Source organism: Geobacter argillaceus (assembly GCF_007830735.1).
GTDB classification, from domain to species: Bacteria; Desulfobacterota; Desulfuromonadia; order Geobacterales; family DSM-12255; genus Geomobilibacter; species Geomobilibacter argillaceus.
On sequence record NZ_VLLN01000001.1, the window covers coordinates 236298 to 257273 of the forward strand.

The following is a 20976-nucleotide window of genomic DNA, read 5'->3' on the forward strand; positions in this document are numbered from 1 at the left end:
TCTCAAGACGGGAGTTACGGAGGTTGCTACTTCTCGCGGGGGAAATCGGGGATGAAGCGCTTCAGGCGATATTTGCCGAGCTCCTTGCCATATATGTTCTGGATCTCGCTTTGGGTATTGCTGGTGGCGTACTCGATGAAATAGAGGGTGAGTTCGTAGAAAAGGAGCGCTACGGTGACGGCGATGATCACCCGTCTGAGCAGTAGCTGCCAGGTCAGGGGGGCCGCTACCGCTGCAACCGGCTCCTCCTGATAACGCAGGCTGCTGCTCAACCGCCGCAGTTGCTCCAGCTGCTCACTCGAAATGTATTGGATGATCAGCTCACGGTCTCGCGTGTCAATCCATTTGAAACGCATGCCGGTAGGATATTCAATGCTGGCTTTGCCGGAACTACGCACCGGCTCCATGACATGGACCACCTCAGCGACGGCATGCACGATCCTCATCGGTTTGAGCGGCAAGTGGAGTTCAAGGTTGAGCATTTCCCCTTCACGCAGTTGACGGGGGAGCTTGAAACGCACCCCACCTCCACAGATAGTAGCTGGCGCGCCGATGTTGTCGACCCACCGCAGTTCCGGGCCAGATGGTCGCAGATGATGATGGGTGGCAAAGAACAGCTGGGAGTCGACGAAGTCGCTTCCGGCGTCAATATGCTTTAAATATTCCAACTCCGCCCTTTTTTCCCGCTCCTCACGAACCTCATTGCCTGCCTGGTTATGCGGTGGGAAGGCATACTTGAACCGCAGGGCCACGCCAATCCGGAAAAACTCCCGGCGCTCCTTCAGAGTAACCGAGCTCAACAATTGAATGGCGTAGGTGACGACACCCTTTTTCCCGACAATGATTGCATTACAGGTGTACACCTGCTCTTTAACCCAGACTCCCACATCCAGGATCGCGCCATAATCAAGCGTCATGCCGGCAGGAAGCTGGTCGCGCGACAGTTCCACCACGATCATGTCGTCATGGTAGTCCCGAACTACCCCCCATTCCCGGAAAATATCCCTCGTGGGAAGACGGATGCCAATCTCGACCCTGAGATCAGCATGGAAATAACGGGCATACTCCTCAAATGCCTCGGACATTACCTACCCCTATGAGAATTTCCTTACTTCCTGCGTACTTTCCCAGTAGACCCGGTCCTTGCCTTCCTGTTTAGCCCGATAGAGACAGTGATCGGCATGGCGCAACAGATGTTCGGGCGCGCCGTAATCGTTCGGAAAGGAGGCCACACCAAGGCTGATGGTGACCGGCTGGGCAATGCCGTCACTCTTGAGCGGCGTCACCGTTTCCTTGACCTTTTCGCGAAGCAGTTCGGCAACGAGGAACGCTCCTTCCAGACGCGTTTCGGGCAGAATTACGGCAAACTCTTCACCACCGTAACGGAACGAATAGTCAGAAGCCCTGAGCGATGTCGACAGGACCTTCCCCAGGGACTGCAACACCTGATCCCCTCGCGGGTGGCCATACGTGTCGTTTATCCGCTTGAAGTTGTCGATATCGATCATGATCAGGGTCAACGGCTTGGCATAGCGTCGAGCTCTCGCCATCTCCTGAGGGAAAACCTGTTTGAAATAGCGATTATTGTGCAGTCCGGTCAGGGCGTCGGTAATGGCCATCTGCCGGGTGCGGGCATGCAGGCTTGCATTGTTGGTCGCCATTACGGCAAATGAGGAGAGCAGCGCCATCAGGTCGAGTTGTCGGTCGGCAAACTGTCGCGGCCCGAAGTCATAGAGATAGAGCACGCCGACCGGCTGGTCGTTGTGGAGCAGAGGGATGCAGACCAGCGCAGCGATACCTTCGCGCAACAGCGACTGATCGTTGTTGGCGGTGTCCCGCGACAGATCCGATACTACCGCCACGTTCCCTGTTGTCATAGCCGTTGCGGTAACACTGTCGCCACGGCCGGCAATTGGCCAACGGTCTATACTTGTGAATTCAGCGGACAACCCGGAATGGACATGGAGATCCATGGCCTGCCTCTGTTCGTCGTAGACGGCCAGCATGCCGGCAGGCATGTCCAGCAGGTCGCGAGCGCTGGAAAGCACCTTGTCCAGCACCTCGTCCAGTTCAAGACTTTCGACAACCGCACGAGCGATCCCGATGAGATCAGTAAGCTCACGGATTTGTCCCTCAAGCTGTTTTGCCTTTTCAACCATTAATCTGTTTTCCGCCGCTCTGGCGCTTCAGACAACAATTATTCATCATCGGGTCCCCGCCGACGTTTCTCATGCTGTAGGTTGGGTGGCGTTCTGGGAAGCAACTCCAGAGCCCTCTCAATATTGCCGTTGCTGACAATAAGATGCATCGCCCGTCGCGCGCGCTGAGCTACCCTTTCATCCGCGGAAAACGCATGGGATTCTGCCAGGATGTAGGCAGCCGACCGGGGATAACGTTTGCGCAGTTCCTGCAAGGAACTCGGCGGACCGCTACGCTCACCATACTCGAACATCATGCTCGCCGTCCGCTGACAGGCCGCAAAACTATCCTCAGCCTCCCTCAGTTCCAGGAGACCAGTCAGACTGTTCCAGAACGTCGGAATCATGGAGCTGTCCTTTTTCCTGGTCAGACTCGCGACGGTCTCCAGTGCCTGTTGCCAGGCAGCAGCTGCCTCCTTCAGGATCACCTGGTTGGTAAACCCGATATTCAGATAATTCGCCGGCTCACACCCCATCAGCCTGAGATGTTTGGCCGCCACCGGGGAAAGGGGGGTAAGCTCTTCCAGGGTAACGTTGAGAGTGTTCTTCCCTTTGACAATACAGGCCCGCCGTTCGTCATGATCAACCATGATACGATAATCGTTCCGGGAAAAGATCATCTTCATCGCCACAGTTGCCACCCCGTTTATCAAAAAAGTCGACCGTACAAGAAAAGCCCCTCGGGATATTTTTCCAGAGGGGCTCCAAATGTCAATCTAAGATGATGCGGCTTACATGAATACAGCTTTTTGTGCCAGGTCGAGCAGGATGCCGGGAGATATCCCCGGAATCAGCACACCAGCCACCGAAACCAGCAGGCAGAGGGCAAAAGCCGGAGTAACCTGCAGCAAGCCGAAATCTTCAACCGGCTCCTTCATGTACATGTAGACCATGACCCGCAGGTAGTAATATACGGAAACTGCGCTGTTCAGTACACCGATTATGGCAAGCCAGAAATAGCCGGCCTGAATGGCACCGGAAAAAAGATAGAACTTGCCGACAAATCCGACTGCCGGTGGAATGCCTGCCAGAGAGAACAGGAAGATTGTCATGGCCACACCGAGGACCGGATGCTTGTAGCCAAAACCAGCCATGTCATCGAGGGTGTTGCCACTGTCACCCTTGCGTCCGACAAGGATCAGGATGGCAAAGGCGCCAATGTTCATGAAGGCATAGGAGAGCATGTAGAACATGATCCCGGCTGCACCTACCGGATTGCCGGCAGTGAACCCGACCAGCATGTAGCCGGCATGGGCAATGGAGGAATAAGCGAGCATCCGCTTGATGTTCCGCTGATAAAGAGCAGTGATGTTGCCAACGGTCATGGTCAGGACGGCGAGTATCCAAAGAAGTCCGGTCCACTCGGGCCTGAGTGTCGGCATGGCAATGACGAGCACCCGCAGGAAGGCGGCAAATCCGGCGGCCTTGGGACCGACTGACATGAAGGCAGTCACCGGGGTTGGCGCCCCTTCATAGACGTCGGGGGTCCACATGTGGAACGGCGCAGCAGCTACCTTGAAGGCAAAACCGGTTGCCATCAGGAGCATCCCGACCAGGAGCAGCGGATTACTTGCAACCATGCCGTTTTGCATGGCATAGGCTGCAATCTTGGCCAGTTTGGTGGTGCCGGTGGCACCGTAGGTAAGGGCCATGCCGTAAAGCAGGAAGCCGGTTGAGAATGCACCGAGGAGGAAATACTTGAGACCGGCCTCGTTGGATTTCAGATTATCGCGGTTGAATCCAGCCACGACATAGAGACAGATCGACATGATCTCCAGACCGATGAAAATGACCATCAGGTCGGTACCGGCTGCCATCAGCATCATGCCAACAGTGGCAAAGAGGAGCAGCGGATAGATCTCGCCGTGATTGCACCCTTCACGCTCGAGATACTGGTCGGTGATCAATACCGAGAGAGCGGCGGCCACCAGAAAGACCGCTTTGAAGAAGAGGGAGAAGTTGTCCTGAAGCACTGACCCGCTGAACCCCTCCTGTGGATTCCCCCAGCCACTGACAACGCTGAAAAAGGTGACAATAATACCGGCCAGACTGAGCCAGGCCAGGTATCCCTTCTTCTCGCTCGGTACGAAGACGTTGATCAGCAGGAGCGCCATGCCCACTACGGAGAGTATGGTCTCCGGCATGATCGCGGCAAAGTTGATCGCTGGAATGGTGATAGCTTGCATCTACTGTATCCTCCAGTGCTTAGTGGGCAATTTACTTAAATTCGCCGTGCGGGGCGACTTCCTGGTGACCCATCGGAAGGGCCGGCATGGCAGGCATGGCAGGCATGGACGGCATCGATACCGGTGCTGCCACCACATTCTGCCTTGCCTTGCTGATGGCAATCACCTTGTCGATCGCCGGTGCCATTCTGCTTGTGAACGGGGACGGGTAGACACCCATGTAGAAGATCAGGAAGATCAGCGGCAGCATGAGCGCGATTTCCCGGGCATTCAGATCGAGCAGCTTCTGGTTCTTCGGATTGTTCAGTTCGCCGAACATGACCCGCTGGAACATCCAGAGCATGTACACGGCAGAAAGGATGATGCCACTGGTTGCGATCACAGCCCAAGGACGGAGCGTGCTCTGGAAGCTGCCCAGCAGGATCAGGAACTCACCCGTGAATCCGTTCGTGCCGGGAACGGCGATGGACGACAGGGTCACGATCATGAAGATGGTGGCAAATATCGGCATCTGTTTGGAGAGGCCACCGAAATCGGTGATAAGGCGCGTGTGGCGACGCTCGTAGATGAAACCGACGATGAGGAAGAGTGCGCCGGTGGAAACGCCATGGTTGAGCATTTGCAGCATGCCACCCTGGATTCCCTGCTGGTTCAGGGCAAAGATTCCGAGCATGACGTAGCCCAGGTGGGCCACCGATGAATAGGCAACCAGTTTTTTTACATCTTCCTGCACCATGGCCACAAGTGCTGCGTAGATGATGCCGATGACTGCCAGGGTCGCCATGAGCGGGGTAAAGCGCGCGACCGCGTCGGGAAAGAGCGGCATGGCGAACCGGATATAGCCGTAGGTACCGAATTTCAACAGCACGGCGGCGAGGATGACGGAACCGGCGGTCGGTGCCTCGGTATGGGCGTCCGGCAACCAGGTATGAAGCGGAAACATCGGTACCTTGATGGCAAAAGCCAGGGCAAAGGCCAGGAACATCCAGGTCTGGGTCGCCGGGTCGAGGTTGAGGCCAAAGAAGTGGGGGAGGCTGAAGTCACCGCCGCCTGCCTTGAAGTAGAGGGCAATGATGGCGACCAGCATGAGGAGCGAACCGACCAGGGTATAGATGAAGAACTTGACCGCGGCGTAGATCCGGTTCTTGCCGCCCCATACACCGATGATGAAGTACATCGGGATCAGCATCAGTTCCCAGAAGATGTAGAAAAGGAAGAGGTCAAGGGAGACGAAAGCCCCCAGCATGCCGACCTGCAGGAGCAGCAGACAAAACATGTACCCCTTCACCTTCTCTTCAACGGCAGTCCAGGTGGAGAGCACGGCAATCGGCATGATGAAGGTCGTCAGCATGACCAGCCAGAGGCTGATACCATCGATCCCCACATGGTAGTTCATCTGGAACGGGCCGGCCTGTATCCAGAAGATCTTCTGGACGAACTGGAACTCGGCGTTGGGGACAAAGCCGGTGACCAGCGGAATCGACGCCAGGAAGGTCACAACGGTGACCGCCAGGGTGAACCCGCGCAGCAGGCCGTGATTGTCCTTCGGGATGAAGAGCAGTAGGATGGCCCCTGCTAACGGCAGAAAGGTCAACAGGCTCAGGATCGCTTCGTTCATTGAATCTGCTCCTTTATCAGCAAGTAAAAATGTTTCGTGTCACTCAGCGAAAGAGGTAGAAGGCGAGGATCGCCACCACGCCCGCGACCATACCGAAGGCGTAGTTGTGAACATAACCGGACTGGAGGCCCTTCATGCCGGTGCTGACCCCCATCACTACCTTGGCAACGCCGTTGACAATGCCGTCGACCACCAGCACGTCGAACCCTTTCCAGAGGAAGTTGCCAAACGCCTTGCAGGGATTGACGAAGATGAAGTCATAGATCTCGTCGACATACCACTTGTTGTAGACCGCCCGGTGCAGCGCCGGAAAGGCGGCGGTGAACCTGGCAGGGATCTGCGGCGAGACGACGTAGAGGGCAAAGGCGATGCTGATGCCGATCACCGCTATGACGACCGACGTGCCCATGAGCCCCCACTCCAGGGCTGCACTGTGGTGTGCACCGGCTGCGTGCGCATTCTGCTTGACGAATTCCTCGGAGATCTCGAAGACCGGTGCCAGGTAGTGCTCGAAGTAGTTGGGAATGCCACCGAACAGCTCGCCGATCACCTTGGGAATGCCAACATAACCGCCAACCAGGGCGAGGAAGCCGAGGACGATGAGCGGGATGGTGATGACCGCCGGTGACTCGTGCAGATGGTCCTTGGCCTTGGGGTTGATCCGGCACTCACCGAAGAAGGTCATGAAGACCAGACGGAACATATAGAAGGCCGTAAAGCCAGCGGCAATGGCGCCAGTGGCCCAGAGCAGATAGTTGATGCTGCCGTGGTGCGGGTTTGAGAATGCCTGCCAGAGGATCTCGTCCTTGGAGAAAAAGCCGGAGAAGCCCGGAATACCGGCAATGGCGATGGTCGATACCAAGAAGGTCAGAAAGGTCACCGGCATCTTGGACTTCAGACCACCCATGTTCCGCATATCCTGCGGGTCATCATGGGAATGTGCATGGTGCAGGGCATGGTGCATGGCGTGGATGACCGAACCGGAACCGAGGAACAGGCAGGCCTTGAAGAAGGCATGGGTCATCAGGTGGAAGATACCGGCGGCAAAGGCGCCAACGCCCATGGCCAGGAACATGAAGCCGAGCTGGGAAACGGTCGAGTAGGCCAGAACGCGCTTGATGTCGTTCTGGGCCGTGCCGATGGTGGCGGCGAATATGGCGGTGGCGGCACCGACGCAGGCAATGACCAGCATCGTTTCCGGGGCCTTGATGAAGATGAAGTTCAGCCGGCCGATCATGTAGACACCGGCGGTGACCATGGTGGCGGCATGGATGAGGGCGGAAACCGGCGTCGGACCTTCCATGGCGTCAGGAAGCCAGGTATAGAGCGGAATCTGGGCCGATTTACCGGTGGCGCCCAGGAAGAAGCAGAGCGTCACGATGGTCACCACACCGCCTACCGGCAGGAGATGGGAGGCCTGGGCCAGCTCGCGGAAGTTGATGGTCCAGACATTGTTACTGCTCCCCAGGTACCAGAAGAGGGTGAAGAGCCCGAGCAGGAAACCGAAGTCGCCGACCCGGTTCATGACGAACGCCTTCTTGCCCGCGTCACCGGCAGACTTCTTGTGGAAGTAATAACCGATCAGCAGGTAGGAGCAAAGACCGACCCCTTCCCAGCCGACGAACATGAGCAGCAGGTTGTTGCCGAGCACCAGGAGGAGCATGGAAAAAGTGAACAGGTTCAGGTAGGTGAAGTAGCGGTAGAACCCTTCCTCGCCATGCATGTAGCCGATGGAGTAAAGGTGGATCAACGAGCCGACACCGGTAACCACCATGATCATAATGGCAGAAAGGGGATCGATGAGGAAACCGACATCGGCCTTGAACTGGGCCACCTGTATCCAGGTGAAGAGGGTCTTCTCATAGACCCGCTGCTCAGCCGGCAACGAAAGGAGCTGGAAGAGTATGCCGGCGGAAACGAGGAATGAACAGGCCACCAGCACGGTACCGAGCCCCCCGATCACGGTCTCGTTCTTGATCTTCTTCCCAAAGAGGCCGTTTATGACCACCCCGACAAGCGGAAAGAACGGTATCAGCCACACGTATTCAAACATTCCAGACTCCTTTATCAGAAAATTCCGTAGGTATTATGAATGTTCATTACCACTTGAGGAGATTGACATCCTCAACATCGATCGACTCGCGATTCTTGTAGAACGCGATCATCAGGGCCAGGCCGACTGCCGCTTCGGCAGCGGCAACAGTCATGACGAAGAAGACGAAGATCTGTCCGTCCAGATTGCCCAGGTACTTGGAAAGGGCGATGAAGGTCAGGTTGACCGCATTGAGCATCATCTCGACACACATGAAGATGACAATAGCGTTGCGGCGGGTCAGGACCCCGATGGTACCGATGGCAAAAATTATGGCGCTTACAATCAGATAATTGTGCAGGGCTAGCATGTCGCGTCTCCTGTTAGAGTTTTTTCTTGGACAGTACGACGGCCCCGACAATCGCCGCCAGCAGGAGGATGGAGGCCGCCTCGAAGGGGAGGAGGAACTCGGTGAACATAGCCGTACCAATCAGTTCGGTGTGGCCGACCTGCTGAATCATTGCCGAGTCGATGGCCCCCTTGGCACCGGTAAGGCTGCTCCGGTTCAGGAAGTAGAAGGTCTGAAAGAGCAGAAAGACCCCTGTTGCGCCACCGATAAACAGCGCGTGGGTAGTTCTGCGGCCCGACTCGGTCCTGACGTTAAGGAGCATGATGACGAAGATGATGAGCACCATGATGGCACCGGCATAGACGATCACCTGGATGGCGGCCATGAACGGCGCGTCGAGCATCACGTAGAAGGTCGCCAGGCAGAAGAAGGTCATCACCAGCGAAAGGGCGCTGTTGATCGGGTTCTTGCAGGTGATGACGAGGAGGCTGAACAGGATCGCCGCTGCAGCCACGATGGTGAAGAAGATCGATTCCATTGCTGCTCCTTTATTTCTTTTCTAAGAGTCGCTCTTTCGTGAAGACGAAGTCTGCCCGCTTGTAATTGGCCAGCTCGAAGGTTTCGGTCATCTTCAGGGCGTCGACCGGGCAGGCCTCGACGCAGTAGCCGCAGAAGATACAGCGCAGCAGATCGATTTCATACCTGGCCGCATACTTGTCGTGCTTGGCGTCCTCGCCCGCCTCAACGGTGATGCACTTAGCCGGGCAGACGGTGGGGCAGAGATAGCAGGCAACACACTTGGCCCGGTCATGGGAAACCTTCAGGGCGTGGAGACCACGGTAGCTCGGTCGTACCACGGGCCGTTCATCCGGGTACTGCAGGGTGATCGGCTTCTTGAACATGTGCGCCAGGGTTATTTTCAGGCCTTGCAGCAATGGCGTAATCATGGGCGTATCCTCTCAGAAATTTTCGTCTTCAGCAGGCACTGGTCAGTGCTGGAACAGGGTGATCCAGATGGAGTTGCCGACAATCAGGAGCAGCGTGATCGGCAGAAACACCTTCCAGCCAAGCCGCATGAGTTGGTCGTAGCGGTAGCGCGGATAGGTGGCCCGGACCCACATGCAGACGAAGATCAGGAAGTAGAGTTTGACGACGAAGTTGAGTACCGGCGGCAGCGGTCCGTGCCAGCCGCCCAGGAAGAGGGTGGTGGTGACGGCGCAGACGGTGATCATGTTGGCGTACTCCGCCATAAAGAACATGGCGTACTTCATGCTCGAATACTCGGTGCAGAAGCCGGAGACCAGCTCGGTTTCCGCTTCCGGCAGGTCAAAGGGGGTACGGTTGATCTCGGCCAGCGAGCAGATGAAGAAGATGATGCCTGCAACGAAGGTGAAGGGGTTGCGGAAGATGTACCAGCCGAAGAGACCCGCCTGATCGGCAACTATCTTCTGCAGAGACAGTGATTCGGACAGCATGAAGATACAGACGATGGCCAGGCCGGCAGCCAGTTCGTACGATATCATCTGGGCCGAGGCGCGAAGGCCGCCGAGGAGCGAGTACTTGCTGTTGGACGACCAGCCGGCGAGGACGATGCCGTAGACACCCAGCGATGCCATGGCCAGGATGTAGAGGACCCCGACGTTGATGTCGAAGACCTTGCCGGCATTATCGGCCACGGCGGCGATCTGCAGCGGCACTTTGTAGCCGAACACCTCGATCGTATCGCCGAAGGGGATAACGGCAAAGGAGATGAACGCGGTGATCAGCGCCGCCAGCGGGGCCAGGAGAAAGGCGAACGTGCTGGCCTGGCTCGGGATGATCTCTTCCTTGAAGAAGAGTTTCAGGCCGTCGGCGATCGGCTGCAGGAGCCCGTGCCAACCGGTCCGCATGGGGCCGAGGCGCACCTGCATGTGACCGATAATCTTTCGCTCGGCGTACGTCGCGTAGGCCACCGTCAGAAGGACAAAGACAAAGGCCACGAGCACCTTCACAAGCATGGCTCCGTAATAGATAAGCGGCAGTCCTAAAATTTCCATTCTATCCTCTTCCCCTTTAATGAAGATTTGGCGTAGTCGTTACTTGCTGATGCTCACCCAGGTCACTTCCGACCCGGTGGCAATGGTATTGAGAGACTGCTCGCCGAAGTGATACGGTGCGAATACCACCCCCTGTGGCAGCCGGACCCCTACCCTGGCTTTGAGCCTGAGCTCACCGCTCGCGGCCTTGACGGTAACCAGATCACCATCGACGATGGACAGTGCCTTGGCATCTTCACGCCCCAGTTCCACGTAGGGATCGGCGCATACGTGCATCGGACCCTCCCCGAAGCGGGACATGGTACCGTTGTGGTAGAGGGCACTACCGCCGACCAGGGCGAATTTGCCGCTCTCGGTTGATGGCTGTGAGCCTTTGACCACAATAAACCGCGGCGAGCACTTCACGTCATACACCGCACCGGCGTCTCCCAGCCCGGCCAGGGTCAGCCCGGCGTAGGCAGGTACCTCGGCAGCAATGGCGGCAAATGCTTCTGCCGGTGTCGAGAAGGGCTGTTCGGCACCAAGTTTGGCAGACAGTGCCGTAAAGATGTCAAAGTCGCTCCGCGCTTCCGCCAGCGGCTTGATGGCTCTGTTTACCCGCTGCACGGCCCGGCCGACGCTGGTGAAGGTACCGTCCTTTTCCGCAAAGGAGCAGGCCGGCAGCACCACATGGGCCTTCCGGGCGGTCTCGGTCAGGAACAGGTCCTGGACAACCAGGAACTCGACCTTGTCCAGTGCTGACTCGACCTGCTTGCGATCCGGATAGGCAACCACCGGGTTTTCGCCGGCGATGTACAGGGTCTTGACGTTGCCGCTTGCGCAGCCGTTGAGGATCGCCCGGGCACCCTTGGCGGGGTCGGCCGGATAGAGTCCCAGATCAACGGCACCCTGGCTGTTGTTCTTCTCGGCCATGACCAGCAGACCGGACCCTTCCTTGCCGAGTTTCCCGGTGAGAATCGCCAGGTTGGCCACTGCCTGCGCAAGCTCCTTGCCGTGCCCGACGTAGGCGAGACCGATGGGGAGCAGTATGAGGGCCTTTTCGGCCTTGGCGTAATCGGCCGCCAGCGACTTGATCTCTTCGGCGGAAACACCGCAAGCCGCGGCAACAGTTTCCGGGGCGTACTCGGCCAGTGAGGCCGTCAACGCTTCGAATCCCGGGATCGACTGGGCAGAGGCATCGGCCAGCCCGGCGTCGATGATCGCCTTGGCAACTGCATTGACCAGCAGGAGCTCGGTACCCGGCTTGTGGACGTATGTCTGGGCCTTGGGCAGTTTGCTCAGTTTCCCCCTCTTGTCGGAAAGGATGCGCAGATCAACGTCCTTGCGCTTGACCCCCAGGTTGATCTCGAAACCGATGACCGGATGGGTTTCGTAGGCATCGGTCTTGATCACCAAGAGCAGGTTGGTCTTCTGGATGTCGGTTATAACTGACGGTGACGCAGTCTGGCCCAGGCTCTGCTTAAGCCCTTCAGTAAGGGCGGCATGGGCATACCCGGCGGAGTGATCTACCGCCTCGATCCCCAGAGCGCCGCCAAAGAACTTCTTGGCGAGGAACAGTTCCTCGTTTGTCAGACGCGGCGAAACCAGTGCCGCTGCCGAGGCGGGATTCTGACGTGCCGCCTGCAGACGCTCGGCAATGACGCCCAGAGCCTCTTCCCAGCTGGCTGCCACCAGAGAATTCCCCTTGCGGATGAGCGGGGTCTTGAGCCGCTGGTCACTGTTGACGAACTGGTACGCAAACCGGCCGCGGGTACAGAGCTGACCGTTGTGGAACCCCTGGTCTTCATCATAAATGGTGGTCATGACTTGATTGTCCTTGACCCCCAGGGTGAGCTGACAGCCGGTGCCGCAGTAGGAGCAGACGCTCTTGACCTTGTTCAGTGCCCACCAGCGGGCCTTGAACTTGAACGGACGGGCGATGAGAGCGCCCACCGGACAGACCGATACGCAGGAGCCGCAGTACTCGCAATCCAGCTTGCCGTCGTACGGCGTGCCGATCTTTGCCTCGATGCCACGGTTGATGAAGGAATATGCACCAAAGGAGACGATCTCGTCGCAGATCCGCGAACACTTGCCGCAGTGGATGCAGCGGTTCTGATCGCGCTCCAGTAGCGGGTTCTCGTAGTCGATCGGCCAGGCAAACTTCTCGTCGACAAAGTGGTTGCTGTTGACCTTGTACTCGTAGGTCAGGTTCTGCAGGTCGCAGTCACCGGCGGCGTCGCAAACCGGACAATCGATCGGGTGCTTGAGGAGCAGGAGCTCCAGCACCAGCTTGCGTGCCTTGACGATCTCGTCCGTGGTGGTGCGGACGATCATCCCTTCGCTGACCGGCGTGGTGCAGGCCGGGATCAGACGCCCCTTCATCTGCTCCACTTCCACCAGACACATCCGGCAGCCGCCGAACGGATGCAACTTCTTGTCGTGGCAGAGGATCGGAATCCTGATGCCCACCGATTTTGCGGCGTCAAAGATGGTGAAGTCCCTCGGGACCGTTACCTGCTTATCGTCTACTGTCAGATTTACCATCGCGACCTCTGTTCCCTCGGATCTTGAATGCTACTCAATGGCCATGAAACGACAGGCATCGTAGCAGGATTTGCACTTTGTGCACTTCTCCTTGTCAAGGAAGGCGATCTGCCCCTTTTCCCAGACAATGGCATCTACCGGACAGGCCTTGAAGCAGGCGCCGCACTTGACGCACTTATCCTCCACCACCTGCCACAGGAGCAGCTCCTTGCAGCAGTTGGACGGACAGCGCTTGTCGTTGATGTGGGCCTCGTACTCGTGGCGGAAATACTTAATGGTGGAGAGGATCGGGTTCGGCGCCGTCTGACCGAGACCGCAGAGGGAGGCCTTCTTGATCGTCATCCCCATCTCCTGCAGGGTTTCGATGTCGGCCATCTCGCCACGACCTTCGGTGATCCGCTCCAGGATATCCAGCATCGCCTTCAGACCGATCCGGCACGGTACGCACTTGCCGCACGACTCCATCCTGGTGAAGCTGAGGAAGAAGCGGGCCACGTCCACCATGCAGGTGGTTTCGTCCATGACGACCAGCCCCCCGGAGCCCATCATGGCGCCGGCCTTGATCAGCGAATCGTAGTCAACCGGGGTATCGAGGATCTCGCCGGGGATACAGCCGCCCGACGGCCCGCCGGCCTGAACGGCCTTGAACTTCCGGTTGTTGAGGATACCGCCGCAGACATCATAAATGACCTGACGGACCGACATCCCGGCCGGGACTTCGACAAGGCCGGTATGCTTCACCTTGCCGGTAACGGCGAAAATCTTCGTTCCCTTGGTGGTCTCGGTGCCGAGGGATGCATACCAGGCGGAACCGCGAAGAATGATATGACGGACGTTGGCAAACGTCTCCACGTTGTTGATGTTGGTCGGCTTGGCCCAGAGGCCCTTGACCGCCGGGAACGGCGGACGGGGACGGGGCATGCCCCGCTCGCCCTCGATGGAGGCCATGAGGGCGGTTTCCTCGCCGCAGACGAAAGCACCGGCACCCTTCTTGATCCTGAGGTCGAAATCCATCCCCCATCCCTGGATGTTCTTGCCGAGCCACCCCTTTTCATAGCAGGTGTCCAAGGCCTTCTGGAGACGCTCGATGGCCAGCGGATACTCGGCACGGACATAGACGTACCCTGCATAGCAGCCGATGGCATAGGCAGCGATCATCATCCCCTCGATGACGCAGTAGGGGTCGCCTTCCAGGATCGAACGGTCCATGAAGGCACCCGGGTCGCCTTCGTCGGCGTTGCAGATCAGGTATTTCTTGTCGCCGGGAGAGGCGGCACAGAAGGACCACTTCATCCCGGTGGGGAACCCCCCGCCCCCACGGCCACGGAGTCCGGACTTCTTGACCTCCTCGGTCACCTCGGCCGGTTTCATCTCCTTGACGCACTTCTCGATGGCCTTGAACCCATCCACGGCCAGATAGGCGTCCAGGCTCTCGGGGTCGATCTCGCCGCAGCCGGACATGACAATCCGCATCTGCTGATCGACGAAGGTGTTGTAGTAGGGCTTGGCCTTGCGTTTCTCCAGGACCGTTTTGTTGACAATATGCTCGTCAACGATCTGCTCGACCTCTTCGGGAAGGACAAAGTCGTAGGTCACCCGCCCCTGCTCGGGAGTGATGATGTCCACGAGCACATCGTTGGCACAGAGTCCACGGCAGCCGGTCTTGACGATATCGCAGCGCTTGCCGACAACGGCGTCGACCCCTTTTTCCCTGATGACCCTCAGGAACTCGGCCTCGACCTTTTTCGCGCCTGCGGATACCCCACCGGTACCCTGACAGATAAGTATCTTTACTGCTTCACCCATAGCGATTCGCCCTCTGGTGTTTTGTTGAACTCTTGCTTACTTCATTGGCCGCTGGCTGTAGTCGGCAACGATCTCGTCAACCTTCTGGACGGTCATCTTGCCGAAGGTGTCGTCGTTCACCATGGCCAACGGTGCCATCCCACAGGCCCCTAGACAGGCAACCTTCTCGAAGGTGAAGCGCAGGTCTTCGGTGGTTTCGGCATGGCCAATATGCAACTTGTCGAAGAAGGTCTCGACGATACGCGGAGCACCCTGGACGTGACAGGCGGTGCCGACGCAGACCCGGATAATGAACCTGCCCCGTGGCTTCAGGTGGAACTGGGCGTAAAAGGTGAGCACCCCGAATATCTGGCTCGGATATACGTTTAGTCGCTCGGCCACCAGGTCGATGGTCGGTTTCGGCACATATCCGTACTCGTCCTGAATCCCCTGGAGAACCGGCATAAGGTTCCCGGGCAGGTGAAAGTACTTGTCGATCACCGCATTGGCGGGTCCAAGATCGATATCTTTATCTTCTGGCAACTCTTCGGCCTGAGCGTGGCTCATGGGCGCTCTCTCCTCTGCAGGGTTTAGCGGTCGATTTCACCGAGCACGATGTCAAGGGTTCCGATCACGGCAACGAGGTCGGCGATCATCGCCCCCTTGGCCATCTTCTCGATGGCTCCCAGGTTGACGAATGATGGCGGCCTGATCCTCATCCGGTACGGCTTGTTGCCGCCGTCGCTGACGATGTAGTAGCCGAGCTCCCCTTTCGGGGCTTCGACCGACTGGTACACTTCCCCTTCCGGAACAGAGAACCCTTCGCTGGCGATCTTGAAGTGGTGGATCAGCCCCTCGATGGAGTTGTAGACGTTTTCCTTCGGCGGATAGCAGACCTGAGGCGCATCGGCCAGCACCGGACCCGGCTTCAGGTCGTTGAGCGCCTGCTGAACGATTTTCACCGCTTCGCGCATCTCCACGAGCCGCACCTTGTAACGGTCATAGGTGTCGCACTTCTCGCCGACCGGCACGGTGAACTTGTATTTCTCATAACCGCTGTACGGATTATCACGACGAAGGTCCCAGTCAACGCCCGAGCCGCGCAGCGCCGGACCGGTAATGCCGAAGTCTATGGCGTCCTCGGCGGAGATCACACCGTTGCCGATGGTCCGCTGGAGCCAGATGGTGTTCTTGGTCAGAAGCCCCTCGTAGGTATCGAAGTGACCGGGGAAGGTATCCACGATCTCCTGCACGTCCTTCTCGAAGCCGTCATAAACGTCCGCGGAAAGGCCGCCGACGCGGAAGTAGTTGCTGGTCATACGGGCGCCGGAGATCTTTTCGTACAACTGCATGACCTTTTCCCGCTCGCGGAAGGCGTAGATGAAGACCGTCATGGCGCCGATATCGAGCGCGTGACAGGCGATCCAGACCAGGTGCGACTTGAGACGGGTCAACTCAGCCATGATCACCCGCACCGTCTGTGCCCGCTCCGGCACCTCAATGCCGAGCAGCTTCTCTACCGCCAGCACATAGCCCAGGTTGTTGCTCATGGGTGCCAGGTAGTCGAGACGGTCGGTGAGCGGAAGGGTCTGGTGATAGGTCCGATGCTCCGAGAGCTTTTCCACGCCACGATGCAGGTAGCCAATGTGGGGGGTGATCTTCTCGATGATCTCGCCGTCCAGTTCGACAACCAGCCTGAGCACGCCGTGGGTACTGGGGTGCTGGGGCCCCATGTTTACTGTCATGATCTCTTTTGCCATTGATCGCCTCTACGTTAGACGTTAAGTAATGCCCTGTTGGTTCTGGTTACGACAGCCGGCCCTTGTATGGCTCGCGGTCAGGTCCCTGGAGCGGGTAGTCCTTGCGCAGTGGATGTCCTACCCAATCGTCGGTCATCAGTATCCGTCGCAGGTCTGGATGATGGTTAAACTTGATCCCCATCAGGTCGTAGACTTCGCGCTCAAGGAAGAGGGCAGAGCTCCAGAGGCCGGTTACCGAATCGATGGTACAGTCAGCCTCGGAGACCGGCGCCTTGATGAGTATCCGGTCCTTGTTGGGGATCGAGTAGAGGTTGTACACCGCTACAAACCGGGGGTCCTGCTTCCCCAGGTAGTCCACCGCGGTGACGTCCGTAAGCAGATTGAAGGCCAGACCGGTCTTCAGGTACTGGCATATCTCGACGATCGCCTCTTTCTTGACCGTTACGGTCACCGTACCGCGAAACTCCTTCACATCCAGGATGGACGACGCGAACCGCTCTTTGAGTTTCACAACTGCACGATTATTTTCTGCCATCTCTGACATTCCTTTTCCCCTGGTCGTTCTGAATGCAGTCTATGCTGCCGGCTCAAGGCGCTCGCCAAAGCCGAGGGTGGCACCGAAGGAGTTCTTTTCCTTCATGATCTTGTCCTGAAGCTTCATGAGTCCGTAAAGCAGCGCCTCGGGCCGTGGCGGACAGCCGGGAATGTACACGTCGACCGGCAGCGCCTCGTCTATTCCCTGCACAACGCTATAGGTATCGAAAATACCGCCGGAGCAGGCGCAGGCGCCCATGGCGACAACCCATTTCGGCTCGGGCATCTGCTCGTACACGGTCTTGATGACCGGCAGCATCTTCTTGGTCACGGTACCGGCAATGATGATGCAGTCCGACTGCCGCGGCGACGCACGGAAGATGATGCCGAAACGGTCGAGGTCGTTGTGCGATGCCCCGGTTGCCATCATCTCGATGGCGCAGCAGGCAAGACCAAAGGTCATCGGCCAGATGGAGGACTTCCTCGCCCAGTTAACGAGGCCATCCAGCGACGTGGTGATAATGTTATCGCCCAGCGGCTGTCCTACTCCCATTCCAAGGCTCCTTTTTTCCATACATAGATATAACCCACAAAGAGGATGACGATGAAAACCCCCATCTCGACAAGGCCGAACACACCGAGACGCTTGAAGAGTATGGCCCAGGGATAGAGAAACACGGCTTCGATATCGAACAGGATGAAGAGCATGGCGATCAGGTAGAACTTGATCGAGAACCGCTCCCGCGCACTCCCCACAGGCTCGATCCCGCACTCATACGGCTGCATCTTCACAACCGACGGCTTCTTCTGGCCGATGATCGTCGACAGGATGATTGATCCGAGCCCGAAGAGCACGGCAATGGCAACCAGGACGACTATCGGCAGATACGCTCCAAGCATAGTGTTTTCCTCCATTTCAGACGCCCACCCCTGCCTTCGCCCGTCAATTGGCGTTGCATGGGCACGTATACTGTATACAATCGAGCGAACAATATGCCATTTACCCAATGAAGTCAAGCAGAAAAATTTTTTCTCATCTTCACCATTTATCCCCACACTCCTTTATATTCAAGCCCCTTACACGCTTGAAACTGCCACATCACTATGCTACCATCCGAACAGTTTTTACAAAACGCTAATAAAACACTGTTCCCGGAGGCAGCCATGTCAACCACCCGTTCCGCCACCCTGTTCGCCGAAGCAAAGAACATAATTCCCGGCGGCGTCAACTCGCCCGTCCGTGCCTTCAAGTCGGTCGGCGCCGACCCGCTGTTCATCGATCATGCAGCCGGCTCCAGGATCTTCGATGCCGACAACAACGCCTATATAGATTATGTCGGATCATGGGGCCCCATGATCGTCGGACACTGCCACCCGGACGTGGTTGCCGCCGTCAAGGCTGCCGCAGACAAGGGGAGCAGCTTCGGCGCACCCACGGAGATGGAGATCACCCTGGCCAAAATGGTCATCGATGCGGTCCCGTCCATCGAGATGGTCCGGATGGTGAGCTCCGGCACCGAAGCAACCATGAGCGCCATCCGCCTGGCCCGCGGCTATACCGGCCGGGACAAGATCATGAAATTCTCCGGCTGCTACCATGGCCATTCCGACTCCCTGCTGGTCAAGGCGGGGTCGGGTGCCGCCACTTTCGGGGTTCCCGACTCCCCGGGCGTCCCCCAGGACTTCGCCAGACTGACCCTGACCGCCACGTTCAACGACCTGGAGTCGGTGAAGGCCCTGGTGAACGACAACAAGGGGGAGATTGCCTGCATAATCGTCGAACCGATCGCCGGCAACATGGGGACCGTCCCTCCCCGGCCCGGTTTTCTCGAAGGACTCCGGCAGATCTGCAGTGACGAAGGAATTATCCTGATCTTTGACGAGGTCATGTGCGGCTTCCGCGTTGCCTACGGTGGCGCCCAGGAGCTGTACGGCGTCACTCCCGACATGACCACCCTGGGCAAGATCATCGGCGGCGGCCTGCCGGTCGGTGCCTTTGGCGGCAAGAAAGAGATCATGTCCCTCCTCTCCCCCTCCGGCGGCGTCTATCAGGCCGGCACCCTTTCCGGCAACCCGCTGGCCATGGCCGCAGGGATCGCCATGCTCAAACTATTGCAGCGTCCCGGCTTCTACAAGGAGTTGGAAGACAAGAGCGCCTACGTGGCCGACGGCATTGCCAAAGCGGCAAAGGACGCCGGCTTTCCGATCTACTCCACCCGCGTCGGCAGCATGTTCTGTGCCTTCTTCACCAAGGGGGAGGTGCATGACTGGAACAGCGCGGCCACCAGCGACACCGCTGCCTTCGCCAAATACTTCCGCCTGATGCTGGCCGAGGGGATCAACCTCGCCCCGTCCCAATTCGAGACCGCCTTCGTTTCCAACGCCCACACGCAGTCCGACCTTGACCAGACCATCGCTGCGGCAGCCAAGAGCTTCAAATCCCTGTAGGAAACAAGCTGTTTTCGGTTGACAGTCAATAACAGCTATGCTATCTAGCGTGAGTTTTCGTGCGGCCCCTGACCGGGGCCGCTAGAAAGCGATCTGTAAGAATGGATGAAGACAAGAAAAACCTGCTGGGCACGCTGGGGATGGTCTCCAGCATGGGGATCTCGGTGGCGGTGGCCATCGCCATCGGCGTCATCGTCGGCCTCCAGTTGGACAAGTGGTTCGGCACCAAACCCTGGTTCTTCTTTATCTTCCTCTTTTTCGGCATAGCTGCCGGCTTCCGCAACATTTACATCATTGCCGGCAGGGAGATCAAGAAGAGCGACCGTGACCGGGATAAGTGACGAAAATCTGCTCGTCGTGCTGTTTCGAGGCGGGTGGGTCCTCCTGATTCTCCTGGTAACGGGCAGCCTGTTGTTTGCGGCACCCAAGTTTGCTGCCGGAGTTCTGGCAGGCGGGTTGCTCTCCCTGGCAAATTTTGCCTGGCTCAGAAACATACTGGCGCGTTCGCTGAATCTTGAGGCCCGCCAGGCAGCACGTTTTGCCCAAGTGCGCTACCTATTCAGGCTGACCCTGCTGGCAGGCGCCATCTACCTGCTTATCGTGCGGGTTGGCGTCGATATCTACGGCCTCCTGCTCGGCCTGTCGATCTTAGTCATAAATATCATGGCGGTCGCCATCTATCAGGTGACGAACCGTTCGGGAGGATAGAAAAGATGGTCCATCCATTACTGTTCCTGAAGTTTTTCCGCACTCTCCTTGAGCCGCTGCACATTTCCGAGGCCGGGGCTGATGCAGTTGCCTACACCTGGCTGATCATGGCCCTGCTCTTGGTGGTTTCGATTCTTGCCACCAAAAGCCTGAAATCAGTCCCTTCCGGTCTGCAGAACTTTATGGAAGTGATCATTGGCGGGATCGAAAACATGATCAGCGAGACCATGGGCGAAAAGGGGCGTGGCTACTTCCCGCTCATCGCCACCCTGGCACTCTTTGTCCTGGTTTCCAACCTGATCGGACTGATCCCCGGCTTCTATCCGCCGACCGCCAACCTGAACACCACCGCGGCCTGCGCCATCGTGGTCTTTCTCTCCACCCACGTGGTCGGGATCAAGGAGCACGGCATCCACTACTTCCATCACTTCACCGGCCCCATCTGGTGGCTGGCGCCGTTGATGTTCTTCATCGAGATCATCGGGCATCTCTCCCGTCCGCTCTCGTTGTCGCTGCGGCTCTTCGGCAACATGAACGGCCACGAACTGGTCCTGATGATCTTCTTCGCCCTGGCACCGTTTCTGGTACCGCTCCCGATGATGCTGATGGGCGTTCTGGTCTCGTTCATCCAGGCCTTCGTGTTCATGCTGCTGGCTATGATCTACATCCAGGGCTCGCTGGAAGAAGCACACTAAGATCCGTGACTGGTGACTGGTGACTGGTGACTGGAATAATCTAACAAAACCCTTTTCCTATACTGTTTAGGAAAATTATAAAAACTGCAGAAGGAGGAAGA

Annotated in this window: 21 protein-coding genes; 4 read left to right on the forward strand and 17 right to left on the reverse strand. The window is 57.8% G+C overall.

All coding sequences use genetic code 11. The annotated features are described in order from the left end of the window. Positions 1-26 precede the first annotated feature (26 nt). The 17 genes from JN12_RS01070 to JN12_RS01150 all read right to left on the reverse strand — a co-directional run bounded on the left by JN12_RS01070 (position 27) and on the right by JN12_RS01150 (position 17924). Positions 27-1085, reverse strand: a complete 1059-nt coding sequence (locus JN12_RS01070; RefSeq protein WP_145017194.1) for a PilZ-like domain-containing protein — start codon at positions 1083-1085, stop codon at positions 27-29. A 9-nt stretch (positions 1086-1094) separates the two neighbouring features. Continuing rightward, entirely contained in the window at positions 1095-2159 is a 1065-nt protein-coding gene (locus JN12_RS01075) for a sensor domain-containing diguanylate cyclase (protein WP_145017196.1), read from the reverse strand. A gap of 38 nt (positions 2160-2197) precedes the next feature. Next, on the reverse strand, positions 2198-2830 hold the full coding sequence (locus JN12_RS01080) for a hypothetical protein (RefSeq protein WP_145017198.1): 633 nt from the start codon (positions 2828-2830) through the stop codon (positions 2198-2200). Between the two features lie 99 nt (positions 2831-2929). Continuing rightward, the gene (locus tag JN12_RS01085; protein ID WP_145017200.1) at positions 2930-4384 is read right to left on the reverse strand and encodes an NADH-quinone oxidoreductase subunit N; all 1455 of its coding nucleotides are present in this window, start codon (positions 4382-4384) and stop codon (positions 2930-2932) included. Between the two features lie 31 nt (positions 4385-4415). Beyond that, positions 4416-6002 carry an NADH-quinone oxidoreductase subunit M gene (locus JN12_RS01090; RefSeq protein WP_145017202.1) on the reverse strand — a complete coding sequence of 529 codons (1587 nt, stop codon included), beginning with the start codon at positions 6000-6002 and terminating at the stop codon, positions 4416-4418. 43 nt (positions 6003-6045) lie between these two features. After that, positions 6046-8055 (reverse strand): NADH-quinone oxidoreductase subunit L, encoded by a 2010-nt coding sequence (gene nuoL, locus JN12_RS01095; RefSeq protein ID WP_145017205.1) that lies wholly within the window; start codon positions 8053-8055, stop codon positions 6046-6048. A 46-nt stretch (positions 8056-8101) separates the two neighbouring features. Further along, on the reverse strand, positions 8102-8404 hold the full coding sequence (gene nuoK, locus JN12_RS01100; RefSeq protein WP_145017207.1) for an NADH-quinone oxidoreductase subunit NuoK: 303 nt from the start codon (positions 8402-8404) through the stop codon (positions 8102-8104). Between the two features lie 13 nt (positions 8405-8417). Beyond that, on the reverse strand, positions 8418-8921 hold the full coding sequence (locus tag JN12_RS01105) for an NADH-quinone oxidoreductase subunit J family protein (protein WP_145017209.1): 504 nt from the start codon (positions 8919-8921) through the stop codon (positions 8418-8420). A gap of 10 nt (positions 8922-8931) precedes the next feature. Then, the gene (gene nuoI, locus JN12_RS01110; RefSeq protein WP_145017211.1) at positions 8932-9330 is read right to left on the reverse strand and encodes an NADH-quinone oxidoreductase subunit NuoI; all 399 of its coding nucleotides are present in this window, start codon (positions 9328-9330) and stop codon (positions 8932-8934) included. 42 nt (positions 9331-9372) lie between these two features. Further along, on the reverse strand, positions 9373-10419 hold the full coding sequence (nuoH, locus tag JN12_RS01115) for an NADH-quinone oxidoreductase subunit NuoH (RefSeq protein ID WP_145017213.1): 1047 nt from the start codon (positions 10417-10419) through the stop codon (positions 9373-9375). Positions 10420-10458: 39 nt separating this feature from the next. Then, the gene (locus JN12_RS01120; RefSeq protein ID WP_145017215.1) at positions 10459-12945 is read right to left on the reverse strand and encodes a molybdopterin-dependent oxidoreductase; all 2487 of its coding nucleotides are present in this window, start codon (positions 12943-12945) and stop codon (positions 10459-10461) included. Between the two features lie 30 nt (positions 12946-12975). Beyond that, complete coding sequence (gene nuoF, locus JN12_RS01125) at positions 12976-14751, reverse strand: NADH-quinone oxidoreductase subunit NuoF (protein ID WP_145017217.1); 1776 nt, start codon at positions 14749-14751, stop codon at positions 12976-12978. A gap of 36 nt (positions 14752-14787) precedes the next feature. Further along, the gene (locus tag JN12_RS01130; protein ID WP_145017219.1) at positions 14788-15297 is read right to left on the reverse strand and encodes an NADH-quinone oxidoreductase subunit NuoE family protein; all 510 of its coding nucleotides are present in this window, start codon (positions 15295-15297) and stop codon (positions 14788-14790) included. Between the two features lie 23 nt (positions 15298-15320). Beyond that, positions 15321-16490, reverse strand: coding sequence for an NADH dehydrogenase (quinone) subunit D (nuoD, locus tag JN12_RS01135; protein ID WP_145017221.1), 1170 nt, complete (start codon positions 16488-16490; stop codon positions 15321-15323). A 46-nt stretch (positions 16491-16536) separates the two neighbouring features. Beyond that, positions 16537-17025: an NADH-quinone oxidoreductase subunit C gene (locus tag JN12_RS01140; RefSeq protein ID WP_145017223.1), complete on the reverse strand. Its 489-nt coding sequence runs from the start codon at positions 17023-17025 to the stop codon at positions 16537-16539. A 39-nt stretch (positions 17026-17064) separates the two neighbouring features. Continuing rightward, a complete protein-coding gene (locus JN12_RS01145; RefSeq protein WP_145017225.1) occupies positions 17065-17577 on the reverse strand; it encodes an NADH-quinone oxidoreductase subunit B in 513 nt (170 codons plus the stop codon). After that, entirely contained in the window at positions 17568-17924 is a 357-nt protein-coding gene (locus tag JN12_RS01150) for an NADH-quinone oxidoreductase subunit A (RefSeq protein WP_145017228.1), read from the reverse strand. The genes JN12_RS01145 and JN12_RS01150 overlap by 10 nt, the downstream gene beginning before the upstream one ends. A 264-nt stretch (positions 17925-18188) precedes the next feature. Here JN12_RS01150 and hemL point away from each other — a divergent pair, with 264 nt between their 5' ends. The 4 genes from hemL (at position 18189) to JN12_RS01170 (ending at position 20875) form a co-directional block, all read left to right on the forward strand. Next, the gene (hemL, locus tag JN12_RS01155; protein ID WP_145017230.1) at positions 18189-19472 is read left to right on the forward strand and encodes a glutamate-1-semialdehyde 2,1-aminomutase; all 1284 of its coding nucleotides are present in this window, start codon (positions 18189-18191) and stop codon (positions 19470-19472) included. A 101-nt stretch (positions 19473-19573) separates the two neighbouring features. After that, the gene (locus tag JN12_RS01160; protein WP_145017232.1) at positions 19574-19813 is read left to right on the forward strand and encodes an AtpZ/AtpI family protein; all 240 of its coding nucleotides are present in this window, start codon (positions 19574-19576) and stop codon (positions 19811-19813) included. Beyond that, complete coding sequence (locus JN12_RS01165; RefSeq protein WP_246125698.1) at positions 19797-20180, forward strand: ATP synthase subunit I; 384 nt, start codon at positions 19797-19799, stop codon at positions 20178-20180. The genes JN12_RS01160 and JN12_RS01165 overlap by 17 nt, the downstream gene beginning before the upstream one ends. 5 nt (positions 20181-20185) lie before the next feature. Next, a complete protein-coding gene (locus JN12_RS01170) occupies positions 20186-20875 on the forward strand; it encodes a F0F1 ATP synthase subunit A (protein WP_145017236.1) in 690 nt (229 codons plus the stop codon). The last annotated feature ends 101 nt before the right edge of the window (positions 20876-20976 follow it).